Below are 21708 nucleotides of genomic sequence, written 5' to 3'. Positions count from 1 at the left end.
AGAGAAGATGATGGAGGATGACAAAATGCCTAAGAAACCAATCAGAACAATCGGGGTTTTAACCAGTGGTGGAGATGCCCCGGGAATGAATGCAGCGATTCGTGCAGTTGTAAGAACAGCACTTGGAAAAGGCCTAAGGGTAAGAGGAATTAGAAGAGGATACCAAGGTCTTTTAGATGAAGAAATTATAGATTACTCAGCCCGGGACGTATCCGACATCGTCCAAAGAGGTGGGACGATTCTCCAGACAGCTCGTTGTGAAGAGATGCGCACCGAGGCCGGTCAGCAAAAAGCTGCGGCTATTTGTAAGAAATACGGGATTGATGGCTTAGTAGTCATCGGTGGTGATGGGTCCTTTATGGGTGCGCAGAAGCTATCTCACTTAGGCGTTAATACGGTAGGTATTCCGGGAACCATTGACCTTGATATCGCCTGTACCGATTATACCATCGGTTTTGATACGGCGGTTAATACAGCGATGGAAGCCATTGATAAGATTCGAGATACTTCCACTTCTCATCAGCGTTGCTCCGTTATCGAGGTAATGGGTCGGGATGCTGGCTATATTGCGCTCTGGTGCGGAGTTGCCAATGGTGCCGAGAGAATACTGATGCCAGAAGAGAAAGATTTTGACGAAAAAGCGATTATCGCTGATATCCACGCTTGTAAAGAGCGGGGCAAGAAGAACTATATCATCATCAATGCCGAAGGTATCGGTGATTCCATCAATATGGCTGAAAGAATTGAAAAAGCTACGGGCATGGAGACGAGAGCCACTATCCTCGGTCACATGCAACGGGGCGGAAGTCCTACCTGTAAAGACAGAATGTATGCCTCAATGATGGGTTCCATTGCGGTGGACTTATTAGTACAAGGCAAGACGAATCGGGTAGTCGGTTATCTAGAAGGCAAATACCAAGATTTTGATATCGATGAAGCGTTGGCGATGAAGAAGACGATTCCTGAATATCAATATGAAATTGCGAAGGAGCTAGCGCTATAGTGAAAAAACAAGTAATCCTTTCTATCTCCGGTCTCCATTTTGGCGAACTAGCCGGTGACGGTGAAGCGATTGAAGTCATTACTCCAGCGGAGTACTATTTTCGCCGGGATAAGCACTACATTCTCTTTGAGGAGTTCGCTCCCGGAACGAAAGAGGCCATTCACAGTAAACTAAAGCTATCACCAGATAAAATCGAGATTATCAAAGGCGGCCATTATAATACGCGCATCGTCTTCGAGCGGGAACGCATGAATATGAGCCATTATAATACTCCTTACGGTGACTTGATGATTGGGACGATGACGAAACAACTGAGTTTACAGGTCGAAGAGGAGGAGATTGAGGCAAAAGTCCTTTATTCCCTCGAGATTAACGATGAGTGGGCAGCAGATTGCAATGTAAATATTCACGTAAAAAATGCATAATAAGTAAAAAGATGGACTCCAGCCATATTTCGGCTAGAGTCCTTTTTTGACGCTTATTCACTTTATTTCGCCTTGGGATACTCGTTGCAGAGTAAGCGATAAGGCGCCTCGTCTTCTTCGATACTAGGGAAGCGCCCGACGGGTGGGTTGAAGCGGTTGTCGGTATTGTCATCGTTACACATAGAAACTTCGCCGATTAAGACATCACCAGTGCCTGGCTTTACATCAAAGTCGTGATACTGCCCCGGCCAAAGGGTAATGCTCTCACCTGGCTTTAGTTCGACAGCAGTGCCAGCAGGCACGTAGTAGGAACGGCCATCGGTATTTAAAAGAAAGTCATTCGTTTCGTCTAATTCTTCGTTCTCTAGAGAATTATAGACGTGAATAATCATCGTACCGCCGCCACGGTTGATAATGTCTTCAGACTTATTCCAGTGGAAGTGCATCGGTGAATGTTGTCCCTCTTTTAGCATCAATAGCTTCTCCGCGTACGTCTTCTTGTACTTAGGGTTCGTCTGGTTGCCGTTACGTAGCGTAATCAGCGCGAAGCCAACCTTGTCAAAGTCGCCAAGACCGTAATCGGTAATGTCCCAGCCTAGCATATTGTCTCTAATTTCGTCGTATTCAGACCCTTTTTCTTCCCATTCTTCGGGAGTCCAGTGGCAAAAAGGTGGCAAGTTAAAGCCGTTATCCTTCGTTAGTTTTTCTAGTTGGCGAATCGCCGCATTGATTTCTGATCGTTTCATAATTGTAAGCCCTCCAATATGTTTGTGCTGAATTATAACACTAAAATCTAGTCACGTAAATGAAATAGTGATATACTAACGTTGATTATGTAGATTTTGGAAGGAGAGTTAGTTATGAGTAAACAATTTGATGTAATTGCTTTAGGAGAATTATTGATAGATTTTGCCCCATACGGGGAGAGCGAGCAAGGAAACCCGGTCTTTGAATGTTGCCCAGGAGGTGCTCCTTGTAATGTTCTTTCCATGCTTACTAAGCTAGGAGAAAAGACAGCTTTTTACGGCAAGGTTGGCGAAGACCAATTTGGCCATATCCTTAGAAATACCGTAGACGGAATTGGGATTGATGTATCTCACTTATTAGTAGATAAACAGGTGAATACGACCTTAGCCTTTGTTCACCAGTTTCCTGATGGGGATCGTGACTTTTCTTTCTATCGTAACCCAGGAGCAGATATGATGCTAACGGCAGACGAAATCGACGAAGAATTTATCAAAAGTAGTAAAATCTTCCACTTCGGTACCTTGTCAATGACCCATGAAGGGGTCCGGGAAGCGACGAAGAAAGCCACCCTCTGCGCGAAAGAAGCTGGGTTACTAGTTTCTTTTGACCCTAATCTACGTGAGCCTTTATGGAATTCTCTAGAGGACGCGAAAGAACAGATTGCTTACGGGCTTAGCCAGTGCGATATTTTGAAAATTGCTGATAACGAACTGGTCTTTATGACCGGTATCGAGGATTATGATGAAGCGATGAAGGCTTTTAGAGCCCAGTATGATATCCCGCTAATCGTCCTTACTTTAGGTAAGAACGGGAGCCGGGCGTACTATCAAGATGAAGTGGTGACGGTGCCTGGCTTCTTACAGGAAAAGACGGTCGATACCACCGGTGCTGGCGATACCTTCTGCGGATGTATCCTTCACCATGTGCTAAAGTACGGCTTTGCTGGTCTAAATGCCGAGACGATGAAGGAAATGCTGACTTTTGCCAATGCTGCCGCTTCTTTAATTACGACCAAAAGAGGAGCTATTCGCTCGATGCCAGAAAGAGAAGAAGTTATGGCTCTTCGGGCTGAGAGACAATAAAGTAACAAATAAGATGGGGAGGCCTTTGGATGATTACGATAAAGGAGATTGCCGAACAAGCAGGGGTGACCGCAACCACCGTATCGAACGTGATTCACGGAAAGGTTCATAAGGTTTCACCGGCAAATGTGGAAAAAATTAAAGCGCTATTAGCGGAAAATAATTATATCCCGAGATTTGGTTTGAACGCGCTAGCGGGAAAGAGCTCAAAGCTAATCGGTGTCCTTGTGAGTACTCCAGAATTTTTAAAGGATACGGCATACGATAAACCCTTCTACGGTAAGATTATCGGTGGTTTAGAAAAGGTATTTCACGAGATGGGCTATTACATCATGGTCCTTTCTTCTAAGGATATTGAAGAGATTATTCGCATGGCTCTTGGCTGGAATGTGGATGGGATTATCGCGGTGACCGTTACCAAGAAGAACTGCCTGAAGATTGAAAAGGCCATTAATAAGCCGGTTGTTTGCATCGATATGGATATTAACGACATGCAGGAGATCGAAGGTAGTTACAATGTTACCTCTACCGATATAGCCTCCGGTGCTCAGGGAATTCAGCACTTTATTCAAAACGGTATCGAAGACCTTACCTATGTCCTTAATGTCAAAAGAGGAGCTGACTATCGGCGCTACCTAGGTGCTAACGAAGAGTTTAAGCGCCACTTCCCTGATAGAGGTGAGCTCCCAATCTTGCTTTTGGAGCGAGAGGATGCCCAAAGGGAGAAACAATACGACGAAATTATCGAAAAGAACGGGGGGCAGACAGGTCTCTTCTTTTCCACCGACTTAAATGCGGTGGAGGCGATGAGCTACTTTCTTCGCCGAGGAGTAAAGATTCCCGAGGAAATTTCTCTAATCGGCGTAGACGATGAGGTGTATGATCGATTCGTGATTCCTAATTTAACCAGCTTCCGAGTGGACGTAAATCAAAAAGTGCAGTTGGCAGCAGAAATGCTGATGGCACTATTAGACGGAAAAGAAGTACCAGAGCGCTTGCGCTACGTAGAGAGCGTTCTGATAGAGCGAGAGAGCGTTTCTAGGCGCAGGAAATAAGTTGTATATGCTAAGAATAAAGAATAGTATCTGCCTTAAAAAGGTAAGATGCTATTTTTTTGTCTCTTTAAAGGAGAGAATCGCCCCTCTTTTTGTAGGATATGAAGAAAACGGACAAATAAATTTGTTAAAAGCTTACAAAATTATAGGTTTTGTACAAAACCTTATTGACTTTCAGATAGCCTAGGGCTAGAATGAGGGTAATCTTAGGAGGAAGTGAAATGGGAAGAAAAAGGAAATACATGCTAGAAAACGTGCTTTACACTTTGCCAGCCCTCATTTTAGTGACGATGGTTATCTATATTCCCTTCGTCATGAGTGGCTACTATTCGCTAACAGAATGGAACGGCATTGCTAAAGAACCGGTCTTTATCGGACTTAAGAACTTTAAGACCCTCTTCGCGGGCAACACGGAATACATTAAGAGCCTTACCTTTACCGCGAAGTACACAGTGCTATTTATGGTTTTATCCAATGTACTAGCACTTGCCTTGGCAGTAGCCCTAGTGCAGAAAATCAGATTTGCGAACTTGATGCGGGGTATGTTCTTTATCCCTTACATCATGAGTATGACGATTGTCGGTTTCATTTGGAAATTCATCTTCTCTCAGGGATTTGAATCTCTCTTTGCGAAGACGGGATGGAAGTTCCTTGAATGGAGTTGGTTGGGCGAATCGAACTTAGCCTTCTTTGCAGTCGTCTTCGTCGGGGTATGGCAGTCTTTAGGATTTTATATCGTTCTTTATATTGCTGGCCTTCAGGCGGTGCCAAAGGATGTCTTAGAAGCAGCGACCGTTGACGGCGCCGGCTCGGTAACTAGATTCTTTAAGGTAGTGTTACCGCTACTAGGCCCTTCTATTACTACTTGTATTTTTATGTCGCTAACAAACGCCGTTAAGGTCTTTGATATTATCCTAGCGATGACCAAAGGCGGACCAGGCGGCTCTACCTATTCGGCTACCCTCGATATTTACCGGGAGGCTTTTCAGAACAATAACTACGGACTAGGATCCGCCAAGGCATTAGTTTTCTTTGTGATTGTCCTAGTGATTACCCAAGTGGTTCTGAAGATTATGCATAGTAGGGAGGTCGAGCTGTAATGACACTACAAAGAAAGAGACAAATCAAATTAGTATTATTAACCGTGTTGATTATGATTGTGGCGGTGATTTATTTCTATCCGGTGCTGCTGATGTTTATCAACTCGGTAAAACCCTTTGGAGAAGTGGTGCTAGATGTTATCAAGCTCCCTTCGAAGATTGAGTGGTCTAACTATAGTTACGTAATCGACAAGATGGAATACGGCCGCTTGTTCTTAAACAACCTGATGATTACCGCCATTGGTATTGTAGGGATTATCGTCTTCGCTTCCCTGGCCGCGTATATTTTGAATCGCCGGGAGAATCGCTACACGAAGATTGCCCACCTATTAATCACCACACCGATGCTGATTCCTTTCCAGACGATAATGATTACCCTATTAAAGGTTATGGGGGTTCTAAACCTTTCAGGAAGCCGGGTGGGTCTCGGTATTCAGTACTGGGGCTTCGGTATTCCGATGGCCGCTTTTATCTACAGCAACTTTATGTCTACCATTCCGAAGGAAATCGACGAAAGCGCCTTAATCGACGGGGCGAGTACCTTAAGAACGTTTCGCTCGATTATCTTTCCTTTACTTAAGTCCGTGACCTTTACGGTTATCGTCTTAGATGTTATGTGGATTTGGAATGACTTTTTATTACCACTTTTGATGGTAAACAGCTCGAACGAAACGAAAACCTTAGTTCTTTCAGCTTATACCTTCGTCGGTCAATTTAATACTCAGTGGCACTATGCGATGACCGCGATGGTGCTGGCGGTGCTACCGTCGATTGTTATCTTTATCTTCTTACAGAAGTATATTGTTGATGGTGTGGTAGCCGGAGCCGTAAAAGGATAGTAGTGTCATAAGACATTATTTAATACATGAGGAGGATTATATTATGAAAAAGAGAGTTTTAGCAGTCGTACTTTGTGTAGCAATGCTAGGCACCCTGGTTATGGGTTGTGGCAAAAAGGATGATGGTGGCGGGGACGCCAAAGGGGATAAAGAAATCTACATGTTTATCTCTCAACCAGAGTATGCCGATGCCATTGGTGAGTTACTAGAAGAGTACAAGAAAGTAGCACCAGATGTAACGATTAACTACGAGACCACCCAGAATGATTACCCGACTTTGTTAAGAGCAAAGTTAAATTCTGGAGACGTACCGGATATCTTCTCTTCCACAACGGGAAAAGAAATCGAAGTGTTTAAAGAGTATTCTCGGGATTTAAGTGATCAACCACTGATGGAAGCGATGGAACCATCGGTAGCAGACACCATGAAAGATGCAAACGGTGAGGGTACCTACGGTTTTGCCATTAAAGGCAACTACTTCGGCATGGTGTATAGTAAAGCCGCTTTTGAGAAAGCCGGTATTGAGAAGGCACCAGAGACAACTAGCGAATTAGAAGATGCTATTACGAAGTTAGAAGCAGTAGGAATTGCTCCTTTTGCCAGCGGTTTTGCTGAGTGGTGGGTGTTCAAACAAACCTTCTTAAGCTTTGTGGACGCTGCTGTTCCTGATTACGCAACCTTCGTTTCCGATATGGAAAAAGGAGAGGATTCTTTAGCTAATTACCCAGAGATTTACGACAACTGGTTTAACTTCGTTGACTTAGTAAAAGAGCACGGCGATGACAAACCACTAGAGTCTGATCTTAGTACGGAAATCGCTAGCTTGGCTTCTGGAAAAGCCGCGATGATTCTTGGACAAGGTCCATGGGTAGAGGTTGACTTATTAAAGATCGATCCCGATATGGAAATCGGCTTCACTGGTTATCCCGTATCTGATGACGCTGCTGATGCGAAGATTGTAGCGGGTTCTGACCAAGCCTTAAGAGTGAGCAATGAGTCAGATAATGAGGAAGCAGTTCTTGATTTTATCAACTGGTGGTACACCTCTGATTACGGCAAGAGTTGGTTCACCGATGTGGCTGGTGTAATTCCCCCAGTTGTAACGGACACACCATCAGAGCAACAGATTGTAAAACAAGGCGTAGAGCTTGTAGAAGCAAAAGGCGCAGGCGAGATGGGTACGATTTACTCTACCGATAGCTTCCACACAGCTTTTGGAGAAGCGATGCAAGCGTACGTAGGCGGTACTTCTAAAGACGATACAATTAAGGCCATTGAGCAAAAATGGATCGAAATCGACGGAAGTTCTTCTAATTAATTAAGACTAAGGGACTGCCTAGCAGTCCCTTTTATAAAATATAAGGAGCTAAAAACATGAAATTTACAGAAGGATATTGGGAGCAAAATGAGCGAGCCAATGCTATCTACGCAGTAGAAGCCTTGGTTGTTGAAGAAATACCCGGGGGCATGAAAGTGGTAGCACCCACGAAGAAATTAGCCAGTCGGTGGGCGGCTCTTGATACCCCCACCATCACTACCGAATTTACCTCCCAGAGAAAAGACGTGATTTCTGTGCGCAGCTATCACTACGAAGCCTATAAGCGCGGAGATATGCGCTTTGACTTAAACTGTGATCCCCAGGATGTAGAAGTGGAGATTACCGATAAATTCGCTGTGATGAAAGCTGGTCGCATGGTGGTCCGGGTCGACCGGGAAGAATTTACGATTACCTATGAAGCAGATGGCAAGAAGCTTACTAGCATTGGCTTTCGCAATCAAGGGTATATGCAGTATGACCGGCAGGTGGCTTCAAAGTTCCCAGGGGATGCGTATTTGCGAGCCGATTATAAGCCTTATATGGTGACCGAACTATCTCTGGCAGCAGGGGAGTGTGTCTACGGTATGGGCGAGCGCTTTACGGCCTTTGTGAAAAACGGCCAGGCGGTAGACATTTGGAACGAAGACGGGGGCACATCCTCTCAGATGGCCTATAAGAATATCCCGTTTTATATGACCAATAAGCACTACGGCGTGTATATCGACCATAGCGATAACGTCTCTTTAGAAGTGGCTAGCGAAAAGGTGGAAAACGTAGGGATCTCTGTTCCTGGAGAAGAGCTGCGCTATCATCTTATCTATAGCGATGACTTAAAAGGCGTCTTAGAGAACTACACAGACCTTACCGGTAAGCCAGCGCTGGTACCTTCTTGGTCCTTTGGCCTTTGGCTTTCCACGTCCTTTACTACCAATTACGATGAAGAGACCACTAGCTCCTTTATTCAAGGGATGAAAGACCGAGACATTCCTTTAGACGTATTCCACTTTGACTGTAACTGGTTAAAGACTTTCCACTGGTGTGATTTCGAATGGAACGAAGAGACCTTTCCTGATGTAAAGGGCATGCTCGCTCGCTATAAAGAGCGGGGTCTTAAGATTAGTGTCTGGATCAATCCATACGTGGCCCAGGGAACCAAGACCTTTAGAGAGGCGGTAGAAAATGGTTATCTGCTTATGCGCGCTGACGGAAAAGGGGTGTGGCAGACGGATACCTGGCAGCCGGGAATGGGTGTTGTAGATTTTACGAACCCAGGGGCAGTCACCTGGTTCCAAGGAAAGATTCAGTCTTTACTAGATGTAGGCGTGGATACGATTAAGACGGACTTTGGTGAGCGCATTCCTACAGAAGTGACATATTATAACGGGGCGAATCCAGAATCTATGCATAATTTCTATACCTTGCTATATAATAAAACCGTCTTTACCTACCTTGAAAAGCAATTAGGTAAGAATGAAGTGGTGTTGTTTGCCAGAAGTGCTACCGTGGGATCTCAGCAGTATCCAATCCACTGGGGCGGGGATAACTCAGCTTCTTACGCTTCCATGGCGGAGAGTTTACGAGGTGGCTTATCCCTAACGATGTCTGGCTTTGGTTACTGGAGTCACGATATCGGCGGCTTTGAGCTAACAGCCACACCGGATCTCTTTAAACGCTGGTTGCAGTTTGGTCTCCTTTCTACTCATAGCCGTTTGCACGGCTCAAAGAGCTACCGGGTACCTTGGCTATTTGACGAGGAAGCGGTGGATGTGTGCCGGGAGTTTACGAAACTTAAGCTTAGGCTAATGCCCTACGTCTTTAGTAAGGCAAAAGAAGCTCATATGACTGGGGTTCCGGTGATGCGTTCGATGATTTTGGAGTTTGAAAAGGATCCGGCGGTTACCTACCTAGATATGCAGTATATGCTAGGTGATAAGCTATTAGTAGCGCCGATTTTTAACGATGAAAGCCTGGGTAAGTATTACCTGCCAAAGGGTCGTTGGACTCACTTTTTAAGTGGTGAGGTAAGAGAGGGCGAGAAATGGTACGAAGAGACTTATGATTACTTCTCCCTACCGCTTTTTGCTAGAGAGAATTCACTGATTCCTTTTGGTGCCAGTGCCCAGTCGGCTCAGTACGACTATATGAAAGACGTGCAGATTCAGGTGTTTGCCCTTACCGAAGGGGAAGAGACGAACTGTCTAATAACCGATCAAAAGGGTCAGCAAAGCCTAGAAGTAAAGGCGTTAAAAGAATCAGGAAAGATTACCCTATCTCATGATGAAGAGTTAGAAGGCATTACGTATCTACTTAAAAATATCCATGAGGTAGAGTCTGTGGAAAATGGTGAAATAGAAAAAACTGCCTCCGGTCTAATCATTAAACCAAAGGCAGCAAGTATTACGATTCTTCTTCCGCGATAAACGGTTTGAAGATCTTAAATTCAAAAAGATATGAAGATATTAGTGCTGTTAAAGAACTTCCCAGGAGTAGCCAAATTAGGTGAAGATAGCTTACGTTCTTTGGCAGCATTAATAACGCAAAGGGGAGTCCGTAGGTGATGATTAGCACCAATAGGGCAAAAGGTAGCTTTGCCGCACTGATTAACAAGGCGTTTTTAATCGTGGCTTTTACTGTATTCTCAAACCTAGCGATGTAAGGAAAAACAAAGGTTAGCATATAGATTAAGAGAAAGATCAAAATATAGGCGCCTACTAGCAAGGGTGAGAGGTTCGTTAAGGACACGTTGATAATGCGGATGTCTAGCAGCAATAGTAAAAAGATTAAAAGGGACGGAACCCAGATAATGGTGGAGATCTTAAAGTTATCCTTAAAGGCTTTAAAGTAACTCCGTACTAAATATCCGTCAGCCTTTCTTGCCATTCTTAGGGTCACGGTGTATAAAGCCGTGGTCGCTGCACCAAAAGTAATGATTGGCAGGCAGGTAATTAAGTAAATAATGTTTAAAAGACATAAATCGGCCAATCGGCCTAAGAAATTAAAGATGGGGCTATCATAGTTGAAAATACTCAATTGTTCGGTACCTCGCTTTCAATTAGAGTACAGTATACATGAAATTTGTGGAGGTGTAAATATGGAAAAATACCGACTGATTGATAAGACAGAATGTACAATTAACGATTCGTTTTGGAACCGCTACACGGCTCTCGTAAGGGAAAGTGTGATTCCCTACCAATGGGAAATATTAAATGACAGAATTCCTGACTCAGAGCCTAGTCACAGTATTCGCAACTTTAAGATTGCCGCCGGCACCTTGACGGGAGAATTCTACGGCGAGGTCTTCCAAGATAGCGACGTCTATAAGTGGTTAGAGGCGGTCGGCAATGTCCTCTTGCTAGAGCGAAACCAGGATTTAGAGGCAAAGGCTGACGAGGTAATTTGCATTATCGAAGAAGCCCAAGAAGCAGATGGATATCTTAATACCTATTATTCGATTATGGAGCCGGATAAGAAATGGACCAATGTCCTGGAGTGTCATGAGCTCTACTGCGCCGGTCACTTTATCGAAGGGGCGATCAGCTATTTTCGCGCAACCGGTAAAGACCGCGTCCTTAAAATCGCTTTTCGCTTAGCGAATCACATCGAGACCGTCTTCGGTCCTGAGGAAGGAAAGCTGCACGGTTATCCGGGGCACCAAGAAATTGAGATTGCTCTTCTTCGCCTTTACGAGGTAACAGGTACGAAGCGCTATCTGGATTTGGCGAAATACTTTATCGACACCCGAGGCACCAATGACTTCTTTGAACAGGAGTTTGAAAAAAGAGACCGGATATGCTTCTGGAATAAAGCCAAAGAGCAATATCCGAACCGCCGCTACAACCAGTTCTCCTATAAGAACTACAACCAGTTTCACCTTCCCGTGCGCCAGCAAAAGGAAGCTACTGGTCATGCGGTACGGGCGGTCTACATGTACACAGCCATGGCAGATTTAGCAGCGAAGACAGAAGACAAGGAGCTTTTTGCGGCCTGCAAAGAGCTTTGGGAAAACATCGTCAGCAAACAGCTCTACATTACTGGTGGAATTGGCTCGACGCCCTCTGGAGAGGCCTTTACTCTAGGCTACGACTTGCCAAACGATACCAATTACTCAGAGACCTGCGCTTCCATTGGCCTAATGTTTTTTGCCCAAAAGATGCTGCTATCAGAAGCCAATCGCACGTACGCTGACGTGATTGAGCAGGCCCTATATAATACCGTCTTAGGTGGCATGAACGATCAAGGAAACCGCTTTTTCTACGTCAACCCTTTGGCGGTAGTACCGGAAAACTGTAAAGCCAGCACCGAGCGTAACCACGTCAAGCCTGTACGGCAAAAATGGTTCGCCTGCGCTTGTTGTCCGCCGAATATCGCCAGAACCCTTCCTAGCCTCTGGCAGTACGCTTATACCGCTGATAAGGATACAGTTTATAGCCATCTCTTTATGGGAAGTGAAGCGGAGATTAAGCTGGGCGAGGGCAGTCTGGAGATTAAGCAGGAGACCAATTACCCATGGTCTGGGAAAATTAAGTACCAAGTAAAGAGTAAAGGGAGAGACCGGGCTACTTTGGCAATCCGTATTCCCAGCTGGGCACCTGCCTATACAGTGAAGGTGGCAGGTCAAGAGGTATCAGCAGAAGTAGCTGATAACGGCTATGTGTATCTAAGTGAAGATTTTGCAAATGGTCTAGAAATCGAAGTAGAGCTTAAAATGACAGCCAGGATTTTAAAGAGCAACAAAAACGTACATTATAACTTAGGGAGGGTAGCCGTAACGAGAGGCCCAATTGTCTATTGTCTAGAAGAAGCAGATAATGGCAAATACTTGGATTTAATCGAATTTGACCCATCTGAACCCATCGAAGAAGTGCCTTCAAAGCACTGGTCAGGGGTTACCGAGCTTAAAGCCGCAGGCGTGCGGGAAGCAGCAGCCGAGGAAAGTGAACTATATCAGGACTATCAGGGACAAAAGGAAACTACGGAGATTCAGATGGTTCCTTACTTTCTGTGGAATAATCGAACGCCAGGGGAAATGCTTACTTGGATGCGGGTGAAATAAATGGAACGAATACAAATACAAGAGAATAATATCCAGATGGTGTTAGAGAAAACCCGGGAAAATAAGGTGAAGCTTCTTCATTTTTCGGTGCTCCCTTTTACCGAAGATACTATTCGTGATGATTATGAAAAAGCAGGATTTCGCTTGGTTGAACTAGCTCTCTCCGGTGTGGATCGCCCAGAGGAGCGCCACGGCTCTAAGTATACGGTTACCGGACCGGGCTACCGGATGACCTACGTCAGTCACACCGATACTCGCAACGAAAAGGGACGCTTGCTAGAAGTGGTTACAAGAGACGAAGAGACAGAAGTGTACGTGACTAGCTGTTTCCAGTTCTTCGACGGTATCCCCGTCGTTCGCGCCCACAGTATTGTTGAAAATAAGGGCCAGGAAACCCAAGGGTTAGAGTACGTTAGCTCCTTTAATCTGAACGGTCTTGGTAAAGAGGGGATTCTTCCCCGGGACGAAAAGCTTCGGGTAAGTGTGATGCACAATTCCTGGCACCGTGAGCTTCAGTGGAAGGAATACACCTTGCCAGAGCTCGGTCTAGAACAGTGCCAAATCCATCAGCCTACCAGGTCTTCAAAGGCGCTACAGGTAACGAATACCGGCAATTGGTCCACGAAGGAATATCTGCCGATGGGATGTGTAACCAACCGGGAGACGGGCACAAATTTATTCTGGCAGATTGAGCATAACGGCTCTTGGCACTGGGAAATCAGCGACCAAACCAATCATCTCTATCTTCAGCTTAGCGGACCGACCCAGAATCAGTCCCATTGGTACAAGGAGCTTAAGCCAGGGGAACGCTTTGAAAGTGTCCCGGTAGCCGTGGGCAGTGTGGCTGGGGAACTAGATGAAGTAGCCGCCGAACTGACAAAGTATCGCCGGCGAATCCGGCGGCAAAATGCGGACAATGAGCAACTGGCCGTTATCTTTAATGACTATATGAACTGTCTCTTCGCGGAGCCCACAACGGCCAAAGAATTGCCCCTAATCGATCAGGCGGCAGCGTGTGGGTGCGAGTATTACTGTATCGACGCCGGCTGGTATTCGGCGGGCTATTGGTGGGACGGCGTTGGCGAGTGGCTTCCCAGTAAGGAGCGCTTCCCAGGAGGCATCGAAGAGGTCATTGACTACATCCGCCAAAAAGGAATGGTTCCCGGCCTGTGGTTAGAGCTAGAGGTCATGGGGATTAAATGCAAGCTAGCCGGGGAACTACCAGATGAGTGCTTCTTTATCCGACACGGACGCCGGGTAAGCGACCGGAGTCGGTACCAATTAGATTTTCGTCACCCCCTTGCGATTAAGCACGCAACGGAAGTGGTTAAGCGCTTGATTAACACCTACGGTATCGGTTATATTAAGATGGATTACAATATTGAACCGGGTATCGGAACGGAAGTGGCAGCGGATAGTTACGGCGAAGGACTTTTGGAGCACGAAAGGGCGTATCTTCGCTGGCTAGACGAGATGTTTGCTATGTTCCCGGAACTGATTATCGAGAACTGCTCCAGTGGGGGCTTGCGTATGGATTACGCCATGCTTAGTCGCCACAGTATTCAGTCCACCAGCGACCAAGAAGACTTTCGCTTATACGCGACCATTGCCGCTAATTCTCCCTTAGGAGTGACCATGGAACAGGCAGCCGTGTGGTCCTATCCTCAAGTGGATAGTACGGAAGAAGAGACTGCCTTTAATATGGTCAATGCTATGCTTATGCGTATCCACCAAAGCGGACACCTAGCGAAGCTCTCAGAAGCTAACTATTCTTTAGTAAAAGAGGGCATCGCTTATTATAAAAGCATCCGTCAGGAGATTAAGGAAGCTCTTCCTTTCTGGCCGCTAGGGGTCTCAAGCTTTGCAGACGATCACGTCAGCGTAGGCCTTAAGTCTCAGGGGAAAACCTACGTGGCCCTGTGGCGCCGAGGTGGCCCAGAGGAAATCAAGCTACCTCTTAAGCATCTAAAAGGCCAAGAGGTGGAAGTGTGCTGTGCATACCCGAGTAACTTGCCTTGCACCTACCAGTGGAATGCTTTAACCGGCCTTCTTAGTGTAAAAATCCCGGCCGCTCCCGGGGCAAGGTTATTTGAGCTTAAGGAGAAATAACGTGAAGAAACAACCCTTTGGTACCACCAAGCTACAACTCAGTAATATCTGCTACGGCACTGGCAACTTCGGCGAAAAGCTAACGAAAGAACAGGCCTTTTATAACTTAGATATGTACCTAGATGCCGGGGGCAACTTTATCGATTCAGCCAATGTATATTGCCGCTGGGTCCCAGGCCTTACCAACTCGAGTGAACAGTATCTTGGAGAGTGGCTAAAGAGCAGAAACGCCTATGACAAAGTAGTCATCGCTACCAAGGGCGGTCACTACGACTTCGAAAGCCCAGAGATATCCCGAGTAAATCCCCGAGACGTTCGCAAAGACCTAGAGGAAAGCTTACAGACTCTCGGGCTTGAAAGAATCGCTCTCTACTGGCTTCACCGGGACGACCTAGAGACGCCTATAGAAGACATTATCGAGATGATGGAAGACTTCGTAAAAGAAGGGAAAATCCGCTACTACGGGGCTTCCAATTATACCAAGGCGCGGATGAATCAGGCTGTTAACTACGCGGAAGAAAAGGGCTTACAAGGCTTTTCGGCGGTATCGAATCAGTGGAGCGCGGTTAAAGTAAACCCTGGTGGCAACCTAAATAGCGACCCTACGTTAGTGATGATGGATGAGGACTATTACCAGTGGCACAAGGCTCACCAGATGCCTTTAGTACCCTACTCCGCCGGTGGACACGGGTACTTCCAAAAGCGTTTTCTAAAGGAAGCAATCTCCCCAGCGATGAAGAAGGCCTATGATAACGAGAGCAATGAGGAATTGTTAAGGAAGTTCTCTCTTCTAAGTCAGGAAACAGGAGTCAATGTCCACGCCGTATCACTGGCATGGCTCTTACAACAGCCCTTTCCCGTATTTCCTATAGCGGCTATCACCAAACCGACTCAGTTAGAGGATTTTTTGGTTGCTAGTGAATTCTCTTTCCCAGCAGACTTTAATAATATGTAAATATTTATAACTATTCAGGACAACGGTTGGTCCTGAATGGTTATATTTTTTTTATAAAAGGTTTATATTTGAGCTATTGTTAGTGAAGAACTTCTTATTGTATAATTTATGCAGAAAATGTGTAATGAGGGATAAGTGTCAAGAGAGAATGAGGAGGACATACATGCAACTTAATAAAGGAAAGAAAAATATATTAGGGAGGATTGTCGCCAGTTTGTTCCTGTTGCTGTTTGCGACGTTCTTTTTTTGCGTTGACGATACAAAGGCAGCCGAGGGGGATACGATAAAGATTAACTTAAGTAATGTCGCGAATTTGTCGTCTACAGCGGACTATTCGGTTACAACGACAAATAACGTAATCGAGTTACTGACAAAAGACGCTACCTACGAATTAACCGGTACGATGACCGGTCACGTTATCGTGAGAAAAGACTGTACGGTGATTCTTAATGGGGTGACGATTACAGCTGGGGATTATACCCAAGCTTCACCCTACAAAGCGAGTTTTCCAGTAGGGACGGCAGCGCTCTCCATTCAGGGAAATGCGACTTGTACGGTGCAGCTTAAGGGAAGCAACAACTTAACCGGTAAAAGTGGCTATTCAGGAACAAGCGTTTTAAAAAACTCTGCCGGTATTTACGTAGAGAATACGATTAATACGGTGGCAGTAGGCGGAGATGCTGTCGGTACCAGACGATTAGCTTCAATTATTATCGAAGATGGTGGAAGCGGTACGGGGAAGCTTACAGTAAAAGGAGGGACTCAGTCAGCAGCTATCGGCGGTAATGTTAACCGTGCGACCGGCAATATTACGGTAAACAGTGGTGTGATTGAGGCGATTGCCGGTTCTTGGTCTACGGGGTTAGGAGACGGAGATTCTGAGAAAAACACAGCCAATACGGATCTTGTGGCCTGGTCGTGTGCAGACATTGGTAAAGAAGACGGGAAACCAGATACTTGTCAAGCGGCTAAAATCGTTATTAACGATGGTAATCTTTGGCTTGAGGGGCAAAACGCGGCACCAGCTATTGGTACATCTGATGAATTAAGCGGCCAAAATGGAACTGGCGATGGTAGTGGGGTAAAGGATCGTATCTGGTACGGACAGTCGATTACGATTAACGGTGGAACCACCATATGTGTTGGTGGGAGCACCAGTTACACCTCTATTGGGGCTGGGTTATATACAATTCTTACACCAGGAAATATCACTATTAATCAAAATGAAGCGGGAACCACGAGACTAATTGCCATTTCAAGAGAGCAAGGCTATACCGTTAATAATTCGGGTATGACAGCTGATCAGGAACATCCAAATATTTCTGCAGAATCTACGGCAAATGTATTTTCTTTTAAATATACAGCGACAGGATTCACACCAGATAAATTTACCCTTACCAATATGCTAAAGGTTGGTGATAAAGGATATGAGTTATCTCAGTCAGCGGTTGATTTTGTCAATAATGAGTTCGACTTATTCGAGGTGTCTCATTCAGGTATGTATATTAAGGGGCTAGCTTTAGTATTGCCAGATGGTCATTACTCTATAAAGGTTGATGCAGATGATATTGCTGATGTGGAGCTTGAAGGCGGTGGAATGGTATACGGAGATGCCAGCGACCCTTCAAAAAAGATTTGTACGATTAACCTAAAGGTCGAAAAGGATGATGAACCTTGGAATAATTGTGATAAGACTTTTGTCCTTAGAACTAGCGAGAGTACTAGCACAAGCGGCACTGATATAACGACCTTTGCGGTTAAGAATGGAACGTATTATGTTCACGAAAAGGTAGACGGTAAGTATATATATACAGGAAAGAAGATTATCATTAGTGGTGCGTCGGCTTCAGTTACTCTTGACTATTACACCGTAACTTTCTGGGAAGAAAAGGAGCACTCGGTAGAAGCGGAGCCTTATGACAGCCAAATCGTCTTCGGCGGAAACAAAGCGACAATTCCTAGCTCTCCAACCAAGACAGGTTATACCTTTGCTGGTTGGAGTGAGGATTTAAGTGAGAAGTCGATAAGTGAGAAAACTGAGGTAAATGCTACTTGGACGGCAAATACATATTCGGTGCATTTTAATAAGAATACGCCCTCGGGAGGGACGGTAACGGGAACCACGGGAGATTCTAATAGCAAGCAAAGCTTCACTTATGATGAGGAACAAGAGGCGCTAGCAGAGAATGGTTTCACCTGTGAGGGGTACCTCTTTAAAGGTTGGTCGACAAAGAGTACTACAGGAGTTTATCCAGGATCGGGAGCGATCACCTGGGACTATACAGATAAAGAACAGGTTAAGAATTTGACGACAACGGCAAACGGCGTGGTTGAACTTTATGCGGTTTGGGAAAAGAACGCAGCTATCAACGGAAACGTAACGATTGAATACTCCTATATAGAAGAAGGGGGTGCTTCGGAGACAGTAAAAGATATTCCGGTAAGCTCTCGGGCTCAGACTACGGTTGTAGAATTGTGGCGAAATGTTGCTGGTGAAAATGGAACGACAAAAGTCGACGAGACAGAGATTACGTTTGCTATAGATACGACAGTAAAAGAGACGGTTGAAGGTAAAGAGTATCTGGTATCGGCGAAGGACTTTACGTTTACTGGTTACCCAGCCTCGGATGAGAATGGCAATGCCTATGAATACTTTGCTAAAACGGCTCTGGCGACCTACAATACGAAATATCCAGATGCGGAAAAGAAGCTAGAGTTACGCCTGACCTATAATCCGGCTTGCATCACGGTACCGCTGGAAATAAGTCTTGATGGTACTTTTGAAGGTGTGGAGAAACCTTGGCCACAAGAAGTCTATGTAAAGGTTGTATACCGAAATCATACAGAGACGGACTGGAAAGCAAAGCCAACAGCAGAAAAGGGCGATGTTATTATCCAACACGGCGGGGCGAAAGACGCACTTGACGGCTCTTACGTTGCTTGTACTTGGGATGCGACTGCCGAGGTATATAAAGGGGCTTATCCGGTCTGGTTATATAGCCTTGACGAGAAGCAAAATAAAATATTATATGATTACCATATGGTGGTGGTAGGCTATAAGCTAAGTGAGGCAGAGACAAAAGCAGTAGGAGACGCTGGTTTTGCTGTGGTTTACGATGATGCTACCGATGTTGCTACTGATACAACAAACTGGGTTTACTGTAGTGACTTAGGTGACAAAACGGTAAGTGGTATAATTCGCGCCACCCTTGGAATTAAAATCTACGATATTACCTATAATTTGAATGGTGATGAGACAAATCCTGTTACGAATGGGACGACGGAAAAGCCAGCACCGGGGGAATATACTTATGGAGTAGGTGTTGACGCTAACGATATGCCAGTGCCTAGTCGGCCTAATTATGATTTTGATGGTTGGTACGGTGTAGATGGCAATGGGGATATCGATCTTAACAATAAGATTGAGTCGATTGCGGCGGATCAGATTGATGAGGTAATCTTGAGTGCAAATTGGACGCCGAAAACGTATGCTATCGCTTATGAATTAAGAGAGGGTGCTTTTGCGGAAGGTGCCGATGAGCCTAAAACCTATGTTTACGGGGAAAGTACGCAGGATATACCAGAGCCGGCAAAGGCAAACTATACATTCATTGGCTGGTATCTGGCCGAAGACGTGGACGGCGTCTATGACGATACCCAAAAAGTAAGTAAAATCAGTGCGACACAGTCAGGAGACGTAACCTTATATGCTCGCTGGGAAGCAAATGCTTATGACATTATTTATAATCTTAATGGTAGTGCAGATAAGCCAGCGGCGTTTACTGATGATCCGGTGGATACCTATATCTATGGAGAAGGCTTAGCAGAGTTGCCGACACCAGAGCGAGAGGACTATATTTTTGAAGGCTGGTATAATGATTTAGGTGAAGGGGTTGATCCTTTTACCGAAGAGAATAAGGCGACCAGCATTGCTGGAGACCAAGCTGGTGAGATCAAGCTGATTGCTAATTGGAAACTGCAGGAATCAGATGTGGAGATTACTTTTAAGAAGGACGGAGAGACGTGGACAGAAGGCACGCCGGTGATTCAATTAAAGGATAAAGACGGCAATATTTATGATGGCTCGGGCAAGATGCCTAACGGTGAATACACCATTATTGTCGATGGCCGAGAGACGGAAGAGACGATTATCGTAGATTATAAAAAGCCGGAAGACAATAAGAAGGATTTGGCTTTCTACACACTCACCTTACATGCCGATACGGGGTGTGAAAATGTAACTGGCGGCGGTGTATACCTTGCAAATGAAAGAGTAGGAATTAAAGTAAATGATGTGGATGGCTATTGCTTTACCAAATGGACGGCCAACCCAGAGACATATACGATTGCCGCATTCAAACAGCTAGAGATAAGTATGCCAAATTATCCGCTAACGCTAACGGCTCATGCGGATAGATATGCTTCTCAGGTGCGTATTAACGTTAATCTAGATGGCAATCCTTGGAACGAAAAGCTTCAAGGGGTTACCTTGCTAAGAAATGAAGAAAACGGTAAAGAGTTTGTTAACTTAGATAATATTCCTAATGGCGAATATAAAATCTTAGTTGATGGCGAAGATACAAGACAGACGATTGTAGTCGATAATACGCAGGGTGTACTTCAGGAAGCGACTCTTGATTACTTTACTCTGACAATTCTAGGAAGTGACGGTATTGAATCAGCAGACGGAAGCGGCATTTATTTATCAGGTGAAGTGGCTTCAGTCATTACGAAGATTGAAGAGGATTATTGCTTTGACGGATGGGAGTCTGAGGGCGAAGCAGCCCCTCTGACTACCAAAAACGGTAAAATTGTTATGAATAGGTCCTTGACCTTGAAGCCAAAAGCCCATGCGCCAGCAGAGGACGAAGAGGGAAGCGGTAGTGCTACATTCTGCTGCTATACGGTTAACCACTATGTAATGGGTGAGGATGGAGCATACGCCAATGAGGCCAACTATTCAGAGATGCTTCACTGCGAGCCAAATAAGGAAATTCTCTGCACTACCTTAGTAGACGGAACTCTTGAGGACGAGGTAATCACTTACAGCCACGCTAGCGCGACCGGACCAGAGGGTTCAGCAGATAAGCTGGTTGCTGTCGATGGTGCCGCTATTAACCTATATTATGCTCGCTCAACTGAAAAGTATGCATTAACTCTTGTAACTGGTGATGGTGTTACAGCGGTGTCTGAAGAAGCAATGGGCAATTACGCCGCTGGCGAGACCATTAATATTAGCGCAGTTGTTCCCGAAGACTATATCTTTACCAAGTGGGCCCCTAACGTGACCGGCTATCAGGAGTATAATACTCGTGAAGCTACCATTACGATGCCGGCTAGCGACTTAACCTTAGAGGCACGGGGCATGCTTAGACGTACTTCCGTAGTTATCGGTGCGGATAAGGATGATACCCCTTGGGGAGATGCAGTTATCACCTTAGTGGACAACGACGGTAATATAATCGCTGAAGATCAATTTGATTCTGTACCAGACGGTGAGTATCATGTCTATGTGGATGGCAAAGATACGGGTGCTGTTATTGAGGTGGAATACGATAGTGGACTTTCTTTAGCAGAGCAGCTAGAATTCTATACCTTAAGCTTAGAACGGGGAACGGGAATTGGGAAAGTCGCAGGTGATGGTGTCTATATTGCGGGAATGGCCGTGTCGATTAGCGCGGAAGTAGAGACGGGCTACAGCTTTACAATGTGGAACGGATATAAGGATACAGCAATATCAACACATACAACTACTTTCCAAATGCCGGCCGAAAGCGTGACCTTAAAGGCGAACGCCGAAGCGGTAAAAGCAGATGGTGGGGCGACTGGCAGTGAGACACCAGGAAGCGGCACTCAGGCAGCACCAACAGGTGGAGCCGAAACGAGACAAACAGAAACCAAGACTGGTGATTCAAGTACACCGATTTTTTGGATCCTAATTCTTGTAGGTAGCCTCCTAGCGTGTGGCGCAGTAGTCATCTTTAAGAAGAAACAAAACAAAAAATAGCAGTAAAAAAAGGTA

Annotated in this window: 14 protein-coding genes; 12 read left to right on the top strand and 2 right to left on the bottom strand. The window is 45.4% G+C overall.

The window, feature by feature from the left end; genetic code table 11:
• The first annotated feature begins 25 nt into the window (after window positions 1–25).
• A complete protein-coding gene (pfkA, locus tag NHH16_RS08580; RefSeq protein WP_262069183.1) occupies window positions 26–1003 on the top strand; it encodes a 6-phosphofructokinase in 978 nt (325 codons plus the stop codon).
• Window positions 1003–1428 (top strand): YwiB family protein, encoded by a 426-nt coding sequence (locus NHH16_RS08575; protein ID WP_262069182.1) that lies wholly within the window; start codon window positions 1003–1005, stop codon window positions 1426–1428. The genes pfkA and NHH16_RS08575 overlap by 1 nt, the downstream gene beginning before the upstream one ends.
• Before the next feature lie 62 nt (window positions 1429–1490).
• Here NHH16_RS08575 and NHH16_RS08570 read toward each other — a convergent pair whose 3' ends face one another.
• Complete coding sequence (locus NHH16_RS08570; RefSeq protein ID WP_262069181.1) at window positions 1491–2174, bottom strand: D-lyxose/D-mannose family sugar isomerase; 684 nt, start codon at window positions 2172–2174, stop codon at window positions 1491–1493.
• A 114-nt stretch (window positions 2175–2288) separates the two neighbouring features.
• Between NHH16_RS08570 and NHH16_RS08565 the strand changes: the two genes are divergently transcribed.
• The 6 genes from NHH16_RS08565 to yicI all read left to right on the top strand — a co-directional run bounded on the left by NHH16_RS08565 (window position 2289) and on the right by yicI (window position 9989).
• Window positions 2289–3257, top strand: a complete 969-nt coding sequence (locus NHH16_RS08565; protein WP_262069180.1) for a PfkB family carbohydrate kinase — start codon at window positions 2289–2291, stop codon at window positions 3255–3257.
• Window positions 3258–3286: 29 nt separating this feature from the next.
• Window positions 3287–4312 carry a LacI family DNA-binding transcriptional regulator gene (locus NHH16_RS08560; RefSeq protein ID WP_262069179.1) on the top strand — a complete coding sequence of 342 codons (1026 nt, stop codon included), beginning with the start codon at window positions 3287–3289 and terminating at the stop codon, window positions 4310–4312.
• Between the two features lie 221 nt (window positions 4313–4533).
• Window positions 4534–5412: a carbohydrate ABC transporter permease gene (locus NHH16_RS08555; RefSeq protein WP_262069178.1), complete on the top strand. Its 879-nt coding sequence runs from the start codon at window positions 4534–4536 to the stop codon at window positions 5410–5412.
• The gene (locus tag NHH16_RS08550; protein ID WP_262069177.1) at window positions 5412–6251 is read left to right on the top strand and encodes a carbohydrate ABC transporter permease; all 840 of its coding nucleotides are present in this window, start codon (window positions 5412–5414) and stop codon (window positions 6249–6251) included. The genes NHH16_RS08555 and NHH16_RS08550 overlap by 1 nt, the downstream gene beginning before the upstream one ends.
• 43 nt (window positions 6252–6294) lie before the next feature.
• Window positions 6295–7569 carry an ABC transporter substrate-binding protein gene (locus NHH16_RS08545; protein WP_262069176.1) on the top strand — a complete coding sequence of 425 codons (1275 nt, stop codon included), beginning with the start codon at window positions 6295–6297 and terminating at the stop codon, window positions 7567–7569.
• A 56-nt stretch (window positions 7570–7625) separates the two neighbouring features.
• On the top strand, window positions 7626–9989 hold the full coding sequence (gene yicI / locus NHH16_RS08540) for an alpha-xylosidase (protein WP_262069175.1): 2364 nt from the start codon (window positions 7626–7628) through the stop codon (window positions 9987–9989).
• On the opposite strand, the gene NHH16_RS08535 is transcribed toward yicI, so the two are convergent.
• Window positions 9967–10599, bottom strand: coding sequence for a YesL family protein (locus NHH16_RS08535; RefSeq protein ID WP_262069174.1), 633 nt, complete (start codon window positions 10597–10599; stop codon window positions 9967–9969). The two genes, yicI and NHH16_RS08535, sit on opposite strands and share 23 nt — an antisense overlap.
• Before the next feature lie 61 nt (window positions 10600–10660).
• On the opposite strand from NHH16_RS08535, the gene NHH16_RS08530 reads away from it, so the two are divergent.
• From NHH16_RS08530 to NHH16_RS08515, 4 genes are all read left to right on the top strand, one after another.
• Window positions 10661–12622 (top strand): glycoside hydrolase family 127 protein, encoded by a 1962-nt coding sequence (locus tag NHH16_RS08530; protein WP_262069173.1) that lies wholly within the window; start codon window positions 10661–10663, stop codon window positions 12620–12622.
• On the top strand, window positions 12623–14731 hold the full coding sequence (locus NHH16_RS08525; RefSeq protein ID WP_262069172.1) for a glycoside hydrolase family 36 protein: 2109 nt from the start codon (window positions 12623–12625) through the stop codon (window positions 14729–14731).
• A gap of 1 nt (window position 14732) precedes the next feature.
• Entirely contained in the window at window positions 14733–15686 is a 954-nt protein-coding gene (locus NHH16_RS08520) for an aldo/keto reductase (RefSeq protein ID WP_262069171.1), read from the top strand.
• Between the two features lie 163 nt (window positions 15687–15849).
• Window positions 15850–21693, top strand: coding sequence for an InlB B-repeat-containing protein (locus tag NHH16_RS08515; RefSeq protein ID WP_262069170.1), 5844 nt, complete (start codon window positions 15850–15852; stop codon window positions 21691–21693).
• Window positions 21694–21708 lie beyond the last annotated feature (15 nt).

The organism is Ohessyouella blattaphilus (assembly GCF_024721265.1).
Taxonomy (GTDB): domain Bacteria; phylum Bacillota; class Clostridia; order Lachnospirales; family Lachnospiraceae; genus Aequitasia; species Aequitasia blattaphilus_A.
The sequence above is the reverse complement of the archived record's forward strand: the minus strand, read 5'-3'. Positions and strand labels throughout refer to the sequence as shown.